The organism is Aeromicrobium sp. S22 (assembly GCF_009661045.1).
Classification (GTDB): Bacteria; Actinomycetota; Actinomycetes; order Propionibacteriales; family Nocardioidaceae; genus Aeromicrobium; species Aeromicrobium yanjiei.
On record NZ_WJWV01000001.1, the window covers coordinates 192987 to 209581 of the forward strand.

At 70.8% G+C, this 16595-nt stretch carries 18 protein-coding genes; 12 read left to right on the top strand and 6 right to left on the bottom strand.

The window, feature by feature from the left end:
* Positions 1-20 precede the first annotated feature (20 nt).
* Together GEV27_RS00990 and GEV27_RS00995 are read left to right on the top strand one after the other, a co-directional pair.
* The gene (locus tag GEV27_RS00990; protein ID WP_153933240.1) at positions 21-323 is read left to right on the top strand and encodes a DUF2470 domain-containing protein; all 303 of its coding nucleotides are present in this window, start codon (positions 21-23) and stop codon (positions 321-323) included.
* Positions 320-748, top strand: coding sequence for an OsmC family protein (locus GEV27_RS00995; protein WP_153654810.1), 429 nt, complete (start codon positions 320-322; stop codon positions 746-748). Before GEV27_RS00990 ends, GEV27_RS00995 begins: the two co-directional genes overlap by 4 nt.
* On the opposite strand, the gene GEV27_RS01000 is transcribed toward GEV27_RS00995, so the two are convergent.
* The gene (locus tag GEV27_RS01000; RefSeq protein WP_153933241.1) at positions 749-1069 is read right to left on the bottom strand and encodes a hypothetical protein; all 321 of its coding nucleotides are present in this window, start codon (positions 1067-1069) and stop codon (positions 749-751) included. It lies immediately after the preceding gene.
* Between the two features lie 114 nt (positions 1070-1183).
* Positions 1184-2041, bottom strand: coding sequence for an NAD(P)-dependent oxidoreductase (locus GEV27_RS01005; RefSeq protein WP_153654808.1), 858 nt, complete (start codon positions 2039-2041; stop codon positions 1184-1186).
* A 78-nt stretch (positions 2042-2119) separates the two neighbouring features.
* Here GEV27_RS01005 and GEV27_RS01010 point away from each other — a divergent pair, with 78 nt between their 5' ends.
* Entirely contained in the window at positions 2120-2875 is a 756-nt protein-coding gene (locus GEV27_RS01010) for an enoyl-CoA hydratase (RefSeq protein ID WP_153909773.1), read from the top strand.
* Positions 2872-3564, top strand: a complete 693-nt coding sequence (locus GEV27_RS01015; protein WP_153933242.1) for a nitroreductase — start codon at positions 2872-2874, stop codon at positions 3562-3564. The genes GEV27_RS01010 and GEV27_RS01015 overlap by 4 nt, the downstream gene beginning before the upstream one ends.
* 6 nt (positions 3565-3570) lie before the next feature.
* Here the strand turns inward: GEV27_RS01015 and GEV27_RS01020 are convergent, their stop codons facing one another.
* On the bottom strand, positions 3571-4998 hold the full coding sequence (locus GEV27_RS01020) for a hypothetical protein (protein WP_153654805.1): 1428 nt from the start codon (positions 4996-4998) through the stop codon (positions 3571-3573).
* 100 nt (positions 4999-5098) lie between these two features.
* Here GEV27_RS01020 and GEV27_RS01025 point away from each other — a divergent pair, with 100 nt between their 5' ends.
* From GEV27_RS01025 to GEV27_RS01055, 7 genes are all read left to right on the top strand, one after another.
* Positions 5099-6658 carry a molybdopterin-dependent oxidoreductase gene (locus GEV27_RS01025; protein ID WP_153654804.1) on the top strand — a complete coding sequence of 520 codons (1560 nt, stop codon included), beginning with the start codon at positions 5099-5101 and terminating at the stop codon, positions 6656-6658.
* A 36-nt stretch (positions 6659-6694) separates the two neighbouring features.
* Complete coding sequence (locus tag GEV27_RS01030; protein ID WP_153909776.1) at positions 6695-7369, top strand: fasciclin domain-containing protein; 675 nt, start codon at positions 6695-6697, stop codon at positions 7367-7369.
* A 117-nt stretch (positions 7370-7486) separates the two neighbouring features.
* Entirely contained in the window at positions 7487-8449 is a 963-nt protein-coding gene (locus GEV27_RS01035; RefSeq protein ID WP_153909777.1) for an ATP-binding cassette domain-containing protein, read from the top strand.
* The gene (locus tag GEV27_RS01040; RefSeq protein WP_153933243.1) at positions 8446-9273 is read left to right on the top strand and encodes an ABC transporter permease; all 828 of its coding nucleotides are present in this window, start codon (positions 8446-8448) and stop codon (positions 9271-9273) included. Before GEV27_RS01035 ends, GEV27_RS01040 begins: the two co-directional genes overlap by 4 nt.
* Before the next feature lie 25 nt (positions 9274-9298).
* Positions 9299-9940, top strand: coding sequence for a histidine phosphatase family protein (locus tag GEV27_RS01045; protein WP_153933244.1), 642 nt, complete (start codon positions 9299-9301; stop codon positions 9938-9940).
* Positions 9941-10105: 165 nt separating this feature from the next.
* Entirely contained in the window at positions 10106-10906 is an 801-nt protein-coding gene (locus GEV27_RS01050) for an SDR family NAD(P)-dependent oxidoreductase (protein WP_153654799.1), read from the top strand.
* Position 10907: 1 nt separating this feature from the next.
* A complete protein-coding gene (locus GEV27_RS01055) occupies positions 10908-11666 on the top strand; it encodes an SDR family oxidoreductase (protein ID WP_153933245.1) in 759 nt (252 codons plus the stop codon).
* A gap of 258 nt (positions 11667-11924) precedes the next feature.
* Here GEV27_RS01055 and GEV27_RS01060 read toward each other — a convergent pair whose 3' ends face one another.
* Positions 11925-13097 (bottom strand): DUF4185 domain-containing protein, encoded by a 1173-nt coding sequence (locus GEV27_RS01060; protein WP_153933246.1) that lies wholly within the window; start codon positions 13095-13097, stop codon positions 11925-11927.
* A 39-nt stretch (positions 13098-13136) separates the two neighbouring features.
* Between GEV27_RS01060 and GEV27_RS01065 the strand changes: the two genes are divergently transcribed.
* Positions 13137-14093 carry a hypothetical protein gene (locus tag GEV27_RS01065; protein WP_153933247.1) on the top strand — a complete coding sequence of 319 codons (957 nt, stop codon included), beginning with the start codon at positions 13137-13139 and terminating at the stop codon, positions 14091-14093.
* Positions 14094-14177: 84 nt separating this feature from the next.
* Here the strand turns inward: GEV27_RS01065 and GEV27_RS01070 are convergent, their stop codons facing one another.
* Both GEV27_RS01070 and GEV27_RS01075 read right to left on the bottom strand, forming a co-directional pair.
* Complete coding sequence (locus GEV27_RS01070; protein ID WP_309221958.1) at positions 14178-15287, bottom strand: homoserine O-acetyltransferase; 1110 nt, start codon at positions 15285-15287, stop codon at positions 14178-14180.
* On the bottom strand, positions 15284-16573 hold the full coding sequence (locus GEV27_RS01075; protein WP_153654792.1) for a bifunctional o-acetylhomoserine/o-acetylserine sulfhydrylase: 1290 nt from the start codon (positions 16571-16573) through the stop codon (positions 15284-15286). The genes GEV27_RS01070 and GEV27_RS01075 overlap by 4 nt, the downstream gene beginning before the upstream one ends.
* Between the last annotated feature and the right edge of the window lie 22 nt (positions 16574-16595).

Sequence of the window (16595 nt, forward strand, 5' to 3'; positions counted from 1 at the left end):
CCACGGGCTACCGTCGAGGCATGACGACATTTCCCGCCGAGGTGGTCCGGGCCGTGCTCCGGCACATGAACGAGGACCACACAGAGGACAGCCTCACGATCGTCCGGGCGCACGCCGAGCCCGAGGCGAGCGCCGCCACCATGACCGGGCTCGACGGTGCCGGGGGCACGTGGGACGCGCAGGTCCGCGGCCGCACCGTGTCCGTCACGGTGCCGTGGACGGAGCCTGCGGTCGAGCGGGCCGATCTGCGACGTCAGGTCGTACGCCTGCACGAGCGGGCCCTCGAGCGTCTCGGCCAGACACCCACGGAGGTCCACCCATGAGCGACGACACCGAACGCAGCGTCGAGCTGGCCCGCACCGGGCCGTCCCGCTATCGAGCGACCAACGTGCGCGGCACGACCCTGGAGATCGGGGACGGGTCGACGGCCGACTTCACCCCGGTCGAGCTGCTGCTCGTGGCGCTGGCCGGGTGCACAGCGATCACGGTCGACCCCCTGGTGTCGCGGCGGGCGGAGGCGACGACGTTCGAGGTGCACACCCGCGCGGACAAGGTGCGCGACGAGCAGGGCAGCCACCTGGTCGACATCCGGATGACGTTCGACGTGGCGTTCCCCGAGGGGGAGGGCGGCGAGGCGGCGCGTGCGCTGCTGCCCGATGCGATCCGCAAGGCCGAGGAGCGTCTGTGCACCGTCAGCCGCACGCTCGCGCTCGGCGCGACCGCGGAGACGCAGATCAACGACGTCTGATCAGGCGTGGTGCCGGACGCGGACGTCCTGGTAGGCGAAGCAGTTGTGGAAGTGGTGCGGCTCGGGCGGGCGGCCGGTGCGCTCGACGCGTCCCGGATCGGTCGCCGTGCCCGTGCAGGGCCGCTGATACCAGTCGTTGCGGCGCACGAGCCGGTCGTCGACGACCGTGCCGAGGTAGTGCCCGTCGATGTCGACCGCGTCGTTGTCGTCCCACGGGAACCAGCCGATCCAGTGCCCGTCGAGGTCGAACACGAACGGATCGGTCCAGGTGCGCCGAAAGGCGATCGGCTGACCGCCCATGTCGAACAGGTACACGCTCATCGACTGCTTCCTTCCCTCCCCGACGACGTTACGAGGCGGACAGGACATTCGCGTGCATTTGGTGACGGACAGGCCAAGATCATCCGAATGGACTAGCCCGTACGGGTGGGCGGCTCAGTGCAGGGACAGCTCCGGGTTGTGCGGGCCCTTGCCCTCGACCCAGAAGTCCAGCGCCAGGTCGGACTCGTCGCCGCCGTTGAGATAGACCGAGAAGTCGGTGACGCCGGCCTCCTCCAGGACGTCGTCGTCGATCACGAACTGGCCGGTGAAGTCACGGCTCGGCCGGTTGAGGATCTCGTACGCGGCATCGGCCATGATCGTGGGCTTGCGGGAGTGCGACACGAGCCCGGGACCGACGACGTTGCGCACCGCGGCGGTGTCGATCGCGGTACGCGGCCACAGGGAGTTGGCCGCGATGCCGTACGACCTCAGCTCCTCGCTGAGCCCGAGCGTCACCAGGCTCATGCCGAACTTCGCGATCGTGTACGCCGTGGCCGTGCTGAACCACTTCGGGTCCAGCGTGATCGGGGGCGACAGCGTGAGGATGTGCGGGTTGTCGGCGGCCTTGAGGTGCTCGATGCACGACTTGGCGAGCAGGAACGAGCCGCGCGAGTTGATGTCGTTCATCAGGTCGTACTTCTTCATCGAGATGTCCTCGGTGCTCGACAGGTCGATCGCCGAGGCGTTGTTGACCACGATGTCGATCCCGCCGAACGCCTCGGCGGTCCGGGCCACCGCGTCGAGGACGAAGGCGTCGTCCCGGATGTCGCCGACCAGGGGCAGGGCGTGCCCGCCCGCCTCCTCGATCGCGGCAGCGGCGGTGTGGATCGTGCCGGGGAGCGCCGGGTGCGGCTCGGTGGTCTTGGCCAGCAGTGCGACGTTGGCGCCGTCGCGGGCCGCCCGCACCGCGATGGCCTCGCCGATTCCACGACTGCCGCCGGACATGATGATCGTCTTGCCTGCAAGGGACATGGCCCGATAGTGCCACCACCACTGTCACGATGGCCAGGGGTCCCCTAGCCTGTGGTGACCGAATGGGAAGAGGAACACATGTCTGAACCCGTGCTGGTCCACAGCGCCGAGGGCGTCCTGAGGATCACCTGGAACGATCCCGACCGCCTCAACGGCCTGACCGGCGAGATGCTCGACACCGTCTCTGCCGCGCTGGAAGCGCTCGATGACACGATCCGCGTGGTCGTCATGACCGGCGCCGGCCGGGCGTTCTCGACCGGTGCCCGTCTCGACGGCACGCTCAGCGGCACCGAGCCGATGGACGTCGCGAACCGGTTGGTCCGCGCCGTCACGGCGTGCCCGGTGCCGGTCGTGGCTGCGGTGAACGGGCCCGCGGCCGGCTTCGGCTGCTCGATCTCGCTCGCTGCCGACATCACGGTGGCCGCGCAGTCTGCGTACTTCCTGCTGCCCTTCACCAACATCGGCCTGATGCCCGACGGCGGCTCGACCGCGATCGTCGCAGCGTCGATCGGCCGGGCGCGGGCCACCGCGATGGCGCTGCTGGGTGAGCGGCTGCCCGCGACTGACGCTGCGGCGGCCGGGCTGATCCACGCCTGCGTCCCCGACGACGACCTCGAGACCGAGGTCGAAGCGATCGTGCAGCGGCTCGCGAACGGCGCCGGCGTGGCGTTCCGGGCGACCAAGGAGGCGATCACGGCCGCGACCCTCGGTGACCTCGACGCCGTCCTGGACCGGGAGCGCGATCTGCAGGTGCAGCTGTTCGGCACCGAGGACTTCGCCGAGGGCGCGACCGCGTTCATGACCAAGCGCGCACCGAAGTTCGTGGGCCGATGAGCGCCGCAGCGGACGACTTCGCGGTCGTCGACCGTCTTCTGACCGCTCGGCGCAGCTGCCGGGGCTACCTCCCCGAGCCGGTGCCCCGCGAGACGATCGAGAGCGTCCTGACCACCGCCCAGCACACCGCGTCGTGGTGCAACACGCAGCCGTGGGGCGTGCACATCGTCTCGGGGGAGGCCCGCGAGGCACTGTCGAAGGCAGCGGTCGAGAACGTCATGGCGACCTTCGGCCAGCCCGCACCCTCGGACTTCCCGTTCCCGGACTCCTACACGGGCGTCTACAACGAGCGGCGCAAGGAGGTCGGCTGGCAGCTGTACGAGGCCGTCGGCGTCGAGCGGGGCGACCGCGAGGGCTCCGCGATGCAGATGCTGCGCAACTTCGAGTTCTTCGGCGCCCCCCACGTCGCGATCATCACGACGGACGCCGATCTCGGGGTCTACGGCGCGATCGACTGCGGGCTCTACGTGAACTCGTTCATGCTCGCGGCCGAGGCGCTGGGGCTCGGGACGTGTGCGCAGGCCGCGATCGCTCAGGTCGCGCCTGCGGTGCGGGAGGTCCTCGACCTGTCCGACGACCGACGGGTCGTGTGCGGCATCTCCTTCGGGCGACCCGATCCCGACCACCCCACCGCCCGGTTCACGTCACGCCGGGCACCGATCGAGGACGCGGTCCGCTTCGTCGACTGAGCTGCCCTACCCGCGCAGCGCGCCGATGCCGAGGACCGCGGCCAGGCCGAGGGCGCTCCGCGGGTCGTACGCCGCGGTCCACAGTCCCCCGTGGGCCGCGTTGACGGCCTCGTCCTGCCACGGCTCCCGCTGGGGGGCCGCACCTGAGCGCAGGTCGTACGCCAGGAGGGCCGCCATCAGGACGTTGCTCGTCGCGGGGTCGAAGATCTCGACCCCGAAGCGGTGGGCGCCCGCGTACGCCGCGGCGAGCGCCTTGTTCTTGACCACCGAGCGGGTGCGGGTGGCCGGTGCGACGTTGAGCGACACGGTCGTGCCGGCCTGGCGCGCGGTGGTGGCCCGCCAGCGCTGCAGCCGCTTCGCGAGCGCGTAGTTGGGGCCCTGCTGCGGGACGATCGCGTCGCACAGCCCCGGATCGGCCCCCGGCGCGTAGTTGCGCTGGAGGAGCCGGCCGCCGCTGACCGCGCGCAGCGGGGTGCGGATCAGCCGGGTGGCGCCACGTCGCGCGTACGCCGCATTGGAACGTTCGACGTCCTCGGCCGGCACTGCGAACGTGTCGGTCGGCGTCGCGAGGAAGGCCAGGGCGGTGTCGGGCCGCTCGCGCGTCAGGTGCTCCGCGAGGGCGTCGGCGGCCATGGACACGCGGACGTGGGTCGCGCCGTCGGCGTAGCAGTAGTTGCCGAGCACGAGGCGGCCCTGGATGCCGTCGAGCCAGTGCGCGACGGCGGGCAGCTCGGTCAGGAGGTCGGCGCCGGAGTCGTCGTCGCCGTTGGTGACGATGCGGGCCGGGACGTGGGCGGTGCCTGCGGAGTCCTGGGCCAGGTCGCGGATGCGTGCCTGGACGTCGGAGCGGGGCAGGTCGACCGCGACCACCTCGGCGCCCCAGCGCAGGAGCGCCCGGTAGGGGCCCATCTCCGCGCCCGCGCCCAGCACGACCACGGTGTCGCCCTCGAGGCGCAGCCAGTCGGGATTGTCCTGGACGGTCTTCACGGCCGTCGCGCACGAGGGCGTGATGACGCCGTCCGCGACCCAGGTGTCGAGCTGGTCGTGCAGGGCCCGGCCCGTGAGCCGCTCGCCGCGGTAGGGGATGGACAGCTCGGTCTCGGGCTCCGCGCTCCCGCGGATCGTGCGGGTGTGGAAGGCCTGGGTGAGCGCGGTGCCGCCGATGGCCTCGTCGAGCGCGACGTCACCGAAGCGCATCAGGTCGTGCGCGCTGCGCAGCCCCTCCGCGGCGATCGAGTGCGCCGCCGGGGGCTCGCCGATCCCGGCCTCGACCGCCCGCCGGAAGTGCGAGAGATAGTTGCGGCGCCAGCTGGTCTCACCCTCGACCGCCCGCGCCCCGACTGGGTCGGCCTTGCGGAGGGCGTCGGACAGCACGGTGCGCGCCGCGGACGACGAGCTCTCTGAGGGGAAGGACACTCCGGTCTGCGCGGTCATCGCCTCACCTTAGAAGCGGATCGTGGTTACTCACGAGTTGGACACCGAGCTTTTTCGGCCGCCCACCCATCCCTGTCGCCGGGGGTGTCGAACACGGGGTGTGAGCACAACGACAGCGTCCCGCGCAGCAGCGCCCTGGTGGGCCGGAGCCCTTGCCGGCTTCCTGGCCGCCGCCTCGGGTGTCGCCGTCGGCACGGCTGTCGCCGCCCTGCTGCAGGGAGTGCCCTCGCCGATCGAGTCGGTGGGCAACCGCGCGATCGACTACGCGCCGCCGTTCCTCAAGGAGTTCGCGGTCAGGCAGTTCGGCACCGCTGACAAGCCCGTGCTGATCGGTGGCGTCGTGGCGACGCTCGCCCTCCTCGCGGTCGTCGCGGGGATCGTCGGCCGCCGTCGCCCCACCGTCGCTGTCGTCCTCGTCGCGCTGATCGGGGCCGTCGCCGTGGTGTGCGCCGCGATCGACCGGACCACGACCGCGAGCCGCGCCCTGACCCTCGTGCCCTCGGTCCTGACCGCCGTCGTCAGCCTCGGGGCCCTGGTCCTGCTGCTCGGCAACCTGCGCGAGCGGGAGCGGGCCGCCGATGCGCACCCTCTGGGACTCGGCCGCCGCGGATTCCTCAAGGCCTCGCTGGGCATCACCGCGCTGGCGCTCGCCGGCGGTGTCGTCGGCCGGCTGTTCGGTGACGCCGCCGCGGCCGCGTCACGAGCTGGGATCCGGCTGCCGGGTGCGACGAAGGCCGCGACTCCGGTGCCGTCCGGTGTCGAGGTCGGGGTGAGTGGCGTGAGCGACTACCTCACCCCGAACCGTGACTTCTACCGGGTCGACACCGCGCTGCGGATCCCCGACGTACCGGCCGAGGGCTGGAACCTGCGCATCCACGGCATGGTCGACCGCGAGTTGAACCTGTCCTACCGCGACCTCATGGGCATGGCGCTCGAGGAGCACCGGGTCACCCTCACGTGCGTCTCCAACGAGGTCGGCGGACCGTACGTCGGCAACGCCCTGTGGCTCGGCGTGCGCACCGCGACCCTGCTGAGCATGGCCGGCGTGCAGGACGGGGCGGACGCCATCAAGTCCACGAGCGCGGACCGGTGGACGGCCGGCAGCCCCCTCGAGACCGTCACGGACGACCGCAACGCGATGGTCGCGATCGGGATGAACGGTGAACCGCTGCCGCTGGCGCACGGCTTCCCCGCTCGCCTCGTGATCCCCGGTCTGTACGGCTTCGTGTCGGCGACCAAGTGGCTCACCGACATCGAGGTCACCCGGTTCGCGGACTTCAAGGGCTACTGGACGACGCGCGACTACACCGCGCTCGCGCCCATCAAGTTCTCCTCGCGCATCGACGTGCCGCGCTCGTTCCAGGCCTTCCCCCAGGACAAGGCCCGCTTCGGCGGCGTCGCGTGGGCGCAGACCGTCGGCATCGAGAAGGTCGAGGTGAGCATCGACGAGGGCGACTGGGTCGAGGCGACGCTCGGCGCCGAGGACAACGCCGAGACCTGGCGGCAGTGGAGCTACCAGTGGGACGACGCCACCCCCGGCAACCACCAGCTCACGATCCGCGCCACCACCAAGGACGGCGACACACAGACTTCCGACCGGGCACCCATCCGCCCGAACGGGACGACCGGCTGGCACAGCGTCCAGTTCCGCGTCGAGTAGGACTGCACGATTCCCAACCCCACAAGGAGAACCGAAATGCGTACTTCCACCAAGAGCTTCGCCGTCGCGGCGGTCGCCTCCCTGTCCCTCTTCACGGCCGCGTGCGGCTCGAGCGACAGCGAGGGCGACTCGGCCTCGTCTGACGAGTCCACGTCTGCCGCTCCCGAGGAGTCGACCGCGGCCGCCGATCCGGCCGCCGACCTGGTCGGTGCCGGCTGCGCCGACTACGCCAAGACCGTGCCGGACGGCGCGGGCTCGGTCAGCGGCATGTCGCAGGACCCGGTCGCCACGGCCGCCAGCAACAACCCGCTCCTCAAGACCCTCACCCAGGCCGTCTCGGGCCAGATCAACCCCGACGTCGACCTGGTCGACACCCTCAACGGTGACGAGTTCACGGTCTTCGCACCGGTCGACACCGCGTTCGACGCGCTGTTCAAGCAGCTCGGCGACGAGGGCGTCAAGACGGTCTCGGAGGAGAAGGGCGGCGCGACGCTGTCCGGCATCCTGACGTACCACGTGATCCCCGGCCAGATCGCTCCTGCCGACATCGACGGCACGTTCAAGACCGTCAACGGCGCCGACCTGACCGTCAAGGGCTCGGGCGACGACATCACGGTCGGCGAGGGCAACGCCAAGGTCATCTGCGGTGGCGTCAAGACCGCCAACGCGACGGTCTACCTGATCGACAGCGTCCTGATGCCCGCCAAGTGATCTGAGCGCTCAGCAGGTCCAGAAGACCCGGTCACCTCGGTGGCCGGGTTTTCTTTTGTCCAGACCCTTCTTCCTAATAGGAATAGATGCCATGATGGTGGGATCGAGAGGAGTGCGATGACCAGCTTTGCCATCGAGACCAGCGCACTGGCGCGGACGTTCGGGGACACGCGCGCGGTCGACGGGGTCGACCTGCGTGTGCCGAGTGGAGGCGTCTACGGCGTGCTCGGACCCAACGGCGCCGGCAAGACGACAACGATCCGGATGCTCGCGACCTTGCTGAGACCGACCGGCGGATCGGCGGTCGTGCTGGGCCACGACATCGTCGCGGAGGCGGCCACCGTCCGGGCGAAGGTCGCCATGACCGGACAGTTCGCGTCGCTCGACGAGGACCTCACCGGGACCGAGAACCTCGTGATGCTCGGCCGGCTGTACGGCTTCGGCTGGGCGCAGGCGCGCGAGCGCGCGGCGGACCTGCTCGACGCTTTCGATCTGACCGAGGCCGCGGGCCGCCAGGTCAAGAAGTACTCCGGCGGCATGCGGCGACGCATCGACATCGCTGGGAGCATCGTGGTCCGACCCGAGCTCATGTTCCTCGACGAGCCCACCACGGGCCTGGACCCCCGCAGCCGCAACCAGGTCTGGGACATCGTGCGGGCGCTCGTCTCGGCAGGCACGACGATCCTGCTGACGACGCAGTACCTCGACGAGGCCGATCAGCTCGCCGACCGCATCGCGGTGATCGATCGCGGCAGGGTCATCGCCGAGGGCACCACCGGTGAGCTCAAGGCCTCGGTCGGCAGCGGCGCGCTGCACGTACGCGTCGCGGACCCGGCGCTGCGGGACGAAGCGCTGCGGCTGCTCGAGACGACGCTGGGTGGGGAGGCGGACCGCGGCAGGGATCCGGCCGCGATATCGATGCGGGTGTCGGATCCCGCAGGCGTACCCGCGGTCCTCGCGCGGCTGCGCGACCACGGCATCGCGACCACGGAGTTCTCACTCGGCCAGCCGAGCCTCGACGAGGTGTTCCTGGCGCTCACCGGCGAGCACGTGCGCGACGACGACAAGGTGACGGCATGACGACGGGGACGGCAGGCCTGGACGCCAAGGTCGTCGCCGCGCTCGGCGAGGGTCCCCGGCCGGAGCCGGCGTCCGCGCTCTCCTCGTCCCTGACGTTCGGGTGGCGGGCGCTGCTCAAGATCAAGCACGTCCCCGAGCAGCTGTTCGACGTCACGATGTTCCCGATCATGTTCACGCTGATGTTCACGTTCATCTTCGGCGGTGCGATCGCGGGCTCGCCGCAGGACTACCTGCCGTACCTCGCGCCGGGCATCCTCGTGCAGACCGTCGTGATGATCACGATGTACACCGCGATGACGATCAACAACGACATCGAGAAGGGGGTCTTCGACCGGATCCGCTCGCTGCCGGTGTGGCGGCCATCCCTGCTGGTGGGGTCGCTGCTGGGTGACACCCTGCGCTACACGATGGCGTCCTCGATCATCATGGCCGTGACCCTGCTCCTCGGCTACCGGCCGGACGGCGGTGTGGTGGGTGTCGTGGCCGCGATCGCCCTGCTGCTGGTGTTCTGCTTCAGCCTCAGCTGGATCTGGATCCTGCTCGGGTTCAAGCTGCGGACGCCCAATGCGGTCATGGGGGTCAGCATGATGGTGCTGTTCCCGCTCACGTTCCTCAGCAACGTCTTCGTCTCCCCGTCGACCATGCCGGACGTGCTCGAGAGCGTCGTGAAGGTCAACCCCGTCACGGTGCTCGTCGACGCGGCCCGCAGCCTGATGGATGGCGATCCGGACGGCGGTGCGATCGTCGTGGTGCTGGTCATGTCGGCGGCGCTGGTCGCGGTCTTCGGGCCGCTGACGATGAGGGTGTTCGCCAACAGGACCTGATCTCGGCCCCGATAGGCTCCCGGGCATGGGCTCCATCCACCTCATCCGTCACGGTCAGGCCTCCTGGGGCGCAGCCGACTACGACCAGCTGTCCGAGCTCGGGTCCGAGCAGTCGGCAGCGCTCGGCATGTCGTGGGAGGCGTCGGGCTGGGCGCCCACGTGGGCCGTCGCCGGAGGGATGAAGCGGCATGCGCAGACCGCGATCTCCACGATCGACGCGAGCGGCCAGGGCGACGGCTACGACGTGGACCCCGGCTGGGACGAGTTCGACCACCTCGCGCTCACCCGGGCCCACGACCCCGCGGCGCTCGCGGCCGATCCGAAGGCGTTCCAGGCCTCGCTCAACGACGCGCTCGCAGCGTGGCGTGCGGGGGCACCGGGCGCCGGTGAGACGTACGAGGACTTCCGCGGCCGGGTGATGGACGCGTTCGAGCGGGTCGTGGAGCAGGCCGGCTCGGGGCAGCGGGTCGCGGTGTTCACCTCGGGCGGGCCGATCGCGCTGGTCGTCTCGCACCTGCTGGCCGGCGACGACTCCCTGTTCCAGAGTCTCAACGACGTCGTGATCAACGCGAGCGTGACGACGGTCATCGTCGGGCAGACGGGTCGACGGCTGCTGGCGTTCAACGAGCACGGCCACCTCCCGAAGGACATGGTCACGTTCCGCTGAGACCCCAGGGCGCCAGCGCCCTGGGGTCTCAGCGCGCCAGCGCAGCGTGAGCGTTCGCGGCGAAGCCGCCAGCAGCGAGGCGTGGCGAGGCGAGTCGACAACCCGACCCAGCCGGGAGCCGCGCAGCGAGAACCCCAACCCCCAAATACCACTAGTATCTGAACCATGCAGATCCTCCCGCAGTCTCGCGTCCTCATCACGGGCGCCGCGTCCGGTCTGGGCCTGGCCCTGGTCCACCGGCTCATCGAGCGCGACTGCCGCGTCCTCGCGACCGACGTCCACACCGAGGCCCCGGAGTCGCTGCGCGGCCTGACCGGCGTGACGTACCGGCGGCTGGACGTCACGCAGGACGTCGACTGGTCCACGGCCTACGAGTGGGTCGTCGAGGAGTGGGACGGGCTGGACCTGCTGTTCAACAACGCCGGCGTCGCGGCCGGCGGACGCATCGAGCTGTCCGAGATGGACCAGTGGCAGTGGATCGTCGACATCAACCTGCTCGGCGTGGCGCGCGGCTGCCGGACGTTCACCCCGATGCTGAAGCAGCAGGGCAGCGGGCACATCGTCAACACGGCATCCGCCGCGGGGCTGATCCACCCGCCGCGCATGAGCGAGTACAACGCGGTCAAGGCCGGCGTCGTGGCACTGAGCGAGACCCTGCTGCACGAGCTCAAGCCGTACGGCGTCAACGTCTCGGTGGTGTGCCCGACGTTCTTCCGCACCAACCTGACCGAGTCGCTGCGCGGCAAGGACGAGGCGTCGCAGAAGATGGCCGCCAAGCTCATCGACCGGTCGAGGGTCAGCGCCGACGACATCGCCGGTGAGGTGCTCGGGGGCGTCGAGAAGGATCGCCACCTCATCCTGACCGACCGGGACGGGCGGATCGCGTACGCCGCGAAGCGATTCGCGCGTCCGCTCTACTACCGGATGATGGCCAAGGCCTCCACCAAGATGTCGAAGGGCGACTGACATGCGCACGAACGTTCTCATCACCGGCGCGAGCTCGGGTCTGGGAGCCGGGATGGCCCGCATCCTGGCCGCGAAGGGGCACCACCTCGCGCTGACCGCCCGGCGCGTCGACCGCCTCGAGGCCCTGCGCGACGAGCTGACCGCGGCGCACCCGGGGATCGAGGTCGTGGTGCACGCGCTCGACGTCAACGACCACGACCAGGTCTTCGCCGTGTTCAAGCAGGCGATCAGCGATCTCGGCGGCCTGGACCGGGTGATCGTCAACGCGGGCCTCGGCAAGGGCGGGCGCATCGGCACGGGCAAGTTCGCGGCGAACAAGGAGACGGCCGAGACCAACTTCATCGCGGCGCTCGCGCAGTGCGAGGCTGCCATGGAGCACTTCTACGAGCGCAAGTCCGGCCACCTCGTCGTGATCTCGTCGATGTCGGCGATGCGCGGGATGCCGTCGTCCATGACGACGTACGCCGCGACGAAGGCCGGCATCGCGATGATCGCGGAGGGCATCCGATCCGATCTCATCGGGCGCAAGGGTCTGGACATCAAGGTCACGACGCTCTACCCCGGCTACATCGCCTCGGAGATGAACGAGGGCGTGCAGCAGGAGACCCGCATGATGGTCGACACCGAGACGGGCTGCCGTGCGCTGGTCAAGAAGATCGAGGCCGAGGTCGTCGACGCCGCGGTGCCGGGATGGCCGTGGGCGCCGATCGGCCAGGTCATGAAGTACGCACCCCTGGGCATCGTCCGCCGCCTCGTCTGACCCCCCGCCGACGAGTCACGCACGGTCGCCGACGAGTCGCGCACGGTCACTGACGAGTCGCGCACGGTCGCTGACGAGTCGCGCACGGTCGCTGACGAGTCGCGCACGGTGGCTGACGAGTCGCGCACGGACGCTGACGAGTCGCGCACGGTCGCTGACGAGTCACTCGCGGGATCCGTACGTGACTCCTCACTGTCCGTACGTGACTCCTCACTGTCCGTACGTGACTCGTCGGCGAACTTTGCGACGGGAGGTCGGTCAGGGGGTGGGGAGGGTGACGCGCAGGAAGCGGGGCCGGTAGAGGAACGGGTTGTCGTCGACGCGGGCGACGTCGGCGTTGTTCTGGCTGTACGAGACCACGACCGTGCCCTTCTCGGGGAGCAGGTCCGGGTGCGCAAGCGGCATGTAGCGCAGCGTTCCCGACCGCTCGTCGGACGGGATCCGCGCGACCGTCGGCCCCGCGACGAACGGTCCGGTCGGGCCGGGCGCCGACCACACCACGAGATCGGTCCCGAGGAACTCGTCCCGCTTGCTCACCGCGTACCACCGGCCGTCCTGCTCGAAGACGCTCAACGTCTGCGACACCCCACCCTGGGCCGGGATGAGCACCGCCGCCCGTGACGCGTCGCGCTGCCAGCGACTGCCGTCCCAATAGCGCAGCCGGGACGGCTCGAGGATGTCGTCCGGGCGGATCCGCGCCACCTGCAGCGAGTAGCCGAACGCCGATCCGTCGTTGGCCGTGCCGTACAGGTAGACCCAGCCGTCCTGCACCGCCGACGCCGCGCCCCACGTCGGTCGCGTGGTCCCCGAGAGGTCACGGCCGATGTCGCGGACCCGGATCAGCTGGGGCGTCTTCCCGGCCGGCACGATGAACACCGCGATCGCCGGGCCGAGGTTCTCGAACGCGAGCGCGCCGTCCGGTGCCGACGCCCCGCGTACGCGCTGGGCCGCGACACCGACCAGGTCGTAACCGGGACGCTCGACCTTGGCCACCGACATCGGCCAGTAGCCGACGCCGTCCTTGCGGTCGGGGATCAGCGCGCCGTGGTCGGCAGGCAGGACGACGTCCGCGCAGCCGTCCCGGAACAGCAGCATCGAGTTGCGGACGAACCGCTGCCCCTCGAAGTCCCGGGCCCTCAACGTGTCGCCGAAGACCCAGAGCCGGCGGCCGTCCTGCAGCGTCACGTCCGCGCCGACGTCCGCGCCCTGGAACTCCGAACCGCCGCGGACCTTCGTCGCGAGCCGATTGAGGTCCTCGACCGAGGTGAGGGGACCGACCGGCAGGCAGCTCGTCTCGGCGGCCGGCGCGACGGGCATCGGCTCGGCGTCCTCCGGCCCCGGGGCGAGCGCGACCGCCGCAAACATCGCCGCAGCGGCGGGCAGGGTGACTGCCACGACGCGCAGCCGCCACGGCAACCAGCGGATCCTCATGGGGCAACGCTCGCACATGTCCCCCTAGGCTCGGTGCCTGTGGGACGACGAGCAGCGGTGTGGGTGGCGCTCGGGCTGATGCAGCTCGTGGTCGTGGTGACCCTCGCGCTGGCCGGTCCCGACGCCTCCCCTCACGCCGCGCCGATCCGCATCGTCGCGCCGCCGGTCGTCGCGGCCTCGTTGGTCGACAGCGCGAACGCGCTCGACGGGCGTCCGTTCAGCGCCCGAGCGCTGACGACGGCGGACGAGGCGCGAGCCAGTGTCGCGAGCGGCCGCAGCGTCGCCGCCGTCGTGGTGGACCTGAGGAATGAGACCGACGTGCTGTACGTCGCGTCGGCCAACGGCGAGGACCTCAACCGGGCGATCGTCCGCGAGGTGGCCCGGGTCGAAGGGGCGTACGGTCGCCGGGCCGACGTTCGCGACGTGGTGCGGGCCGACCGCGGGGACGCCGATCACCGTCGGGTCTACCTGCTGACCGGCCTGGCCGTGGCGACCGGCCTGGTCGTCGCGATGGTGAGCACGTGGCGCCGCGGGCCGCGGTCCGAGACGCTCGCCGCGGGTGCCCGCCGCCTCGCCGTGAACGGTGCGGCCGCCGTGGTGGTGGGCGGTCTCCTCGCGGTGTACGCCGGCCACGCGTACGGGACGGGCCTCGCGGGGTGGTGGATCGTCCTGGCGCTCACGATCTTTGCCGTGAGCGCGACGACGTACGCGTTCGAGTCCCTGTTCGGCGTGATCGGCATCGGTGTGGCCGTCACGGTGCTCGTGCTGGCGGCGGCGCCGCTCGTCACGCTCGTGCACCCGTTGCTGCTGCCCCAGCCGTGGGCCGCGATCACCCCTTGGCTGCCGCACGGCGCGGCCCTGGCGGCCGGGACGAGTCAGGCGTACTTCGGCGCGGACCAGCTCGTTCGGCCAGTCGCGGTGCTCGTCGCGTGGTCCGTGCTCTCCGTACTCACCAGCATCGTGGCGCGTCGTGAACGGCTCCGGGACGCTACGTGACTCGTCGGCGCCCGTGCGTGACTCGTCGGCGCCCATGCGTGACTCGTGGGCGCCCGTGCGTGACTCGTCGGCGGACTGGGGGAGTCAGGCGAGGAGAGCGCGGGCGAGCTCGCCGACCTGATCGGCCTCGATGAGGAAGCCGTCGTGGCCGAAGGGTGACTTCACGACCTCGAGCGGCCCGGACCCCGGGATGAGATCGGCGAGCAGGCGCTGCTGGTGGATCGGGTAGAGCCGGTCGGAGTCGATGCCCGCGACGACCGTACGGGCGGTGATCCGGCCCAGCGCGGCCTCGACGCCGCCGCGGTCGCGGCCCACGTCGTGGCTGTCCATCGCGGACGTCAGCACGACGTACGCGCCGGCGTCGAAGCGGCGGACGAGCTTGGCGCCGTGGTGCTGCAGATAGGAGTCGACGGCCCAGCGGTCGTCCGCCTGCACCGTGCGGCCGAACCGGTCCTCCAGCTCGCCCTCGCTGCGGTACGCGATGTGGGCGATCCGGCGGGCGAGGTCGAGACCGGCCAGCGGGCCCTGGGGGCCGTCGTAGTAGTCGCCGCCGAACCAGTCCGGGTCGTTCTGGATCGCGGCGACCTGCGTGCGGGACAGCGCGATCTGCTCCGCGGAGGCCGCAGCCGACGTCGCGAGGAGGAACAGCCGCTCGACGCGATCGGGGTGCTCCACGGCCCACTCGAGCGCGCGCATGCCGCCGGCCGAGCCGCCCACGACGCCGTGCCAGCGCGGGATCCCGAGGACGTCCGCGAGAGCCGCCTCGGCGCGCACCTGGTCGCGCACGGTCAGCGCGGGGAACGACCCGCCCCACGGCAGTCCGTCGGGATCCGGCGAGGCCGGCCCGGTCGATCCCTGACAGCCGCCGAGGATGTTGGCGGCCACGACGAAGAAGCGGTCGGTGTCGATCGGCAGCCCCGGTCCGACGACCGCGTCCCACCAGCCGGGCGTGGGGTGGCCGGGTCCGGCAGGACCGTGCACGTGGCTGTCACCCGTGAGCGCGTGCAGCACGAGCACCGCGTTGGTCCCGTCGTACGTCCCCCACGTCTCGTACGCGAGGCGTACGTCCGGGAGGGTCGTCCCCGAGTCGAGTGCGACGTCGCCGATGTCGGCGAACAGCCGTGCACCCGGGGGGTCCCCCTCCCGCCACGCGCCGGTGACGAGAGAGGGATCGATGCCGGGGACCAGGCTCACTTGGCCGCGCGGAATCCGGCGTCGAGGTCGGCGAGGATGTCGTCGATGCCCTCGAGGCCGACCGCCAGGCGTACGAGCCCCGGGGTGACACCGGTCGCGGCGTGCTCCTCGGGCGTGCCCTGCGAGTGCGTCGTGCTGGCCGGGTGGATCGCGAGGCTGCGGACGTCACCGATGTTGGCGACGTGGCTGAACAGCTCGAGCGCGTCGATGAACGCGCGTCCCGCATCGATGCCGCCGGGCAGCTCGAACGTCAGCACGGCGCCCGATCCCTTGGGCACGTACTTGTCGGCGAGCGCCTTGTAGGGGCTGCTGTCGAGGCTCGCCCACGTGACCGTCGCGACGTCCTCGCGCGCCTCGAGCCACTCGGCCACCCGGCGGGTGTTCTCGATGTGGCGCTCCATGCGCAGGCTCAGGGTCTCGAGGCCCTGGGCGATGAGGAAGGCGTTGAACGGCGAGATCGCGGGGCCGACGTTGCGCAGGTACTGCACGCGCAGCTTGCCGATGAACGCCGCCGGTCCGAGTGCCTCGGCGAACACCAGGCCGTGATAGCTCGGGTCGGGAGTCGTGAAGCCGGGGAACTTGTCGCCGTGCGCGGCGTAGTCGAACGTGCCGCCGTCGATCACGACGCCGGCGATCGCGGTGCCGTGACCGCCGATGTACTTCGTCGCCGAGTGCACGACGGTGTCGACGCCGTGCTTCAGCGGGTTGAGCAGGTACGGGGTCGCGACCGTGTTGTCGACGATGAACGGCACGCCGACCTCCTTGGCGACCGCGCCGATGGCCTCGAGGTCGAGGATGTCGCCCTTGGGGTTGCCGATCGTCTCACCGAAGAACGCCTTGGTGTTCTCCTGCGCGGCCGCGCGCCAGGCATCGGGGTTGTTGGCGTCCTCGACGAAGGACACCGTGATCCCGAGCTTGGGGAACGTGTGGCGCAGCAGGCTGTCCGTGCCGCCGTAGAGGCTCGCGGACGCGACGATGTGGTCGCCGGCCTCGGCGACGTTGGTCAGCGCGCCGGTCGTGGCGGCCTGTCCGGAGGCGAACAGCAGCGCGCCGACTCCGCCCTCGAGCGCGGCGAGGCGCTGCTCGACGGTGTCCTGGGTCGGGTTCATGATGCGGGTGTAGATGTTGCCCGGCTCGGCGAGGCTGAACAGGTCGGCCGCGTGCTGGGTGTCACGGAACTGGTACGACGTCGTCTGGTAGATCGGCAGAGCGCGCGCGCCCGTGGTCGGATCCGGGACCTGTCCGGCGTGGATCTGCTTGGTCTCGAATGACCAGGTGTCGCTCATGGTGTCTCCTGGAGAGTCTGGA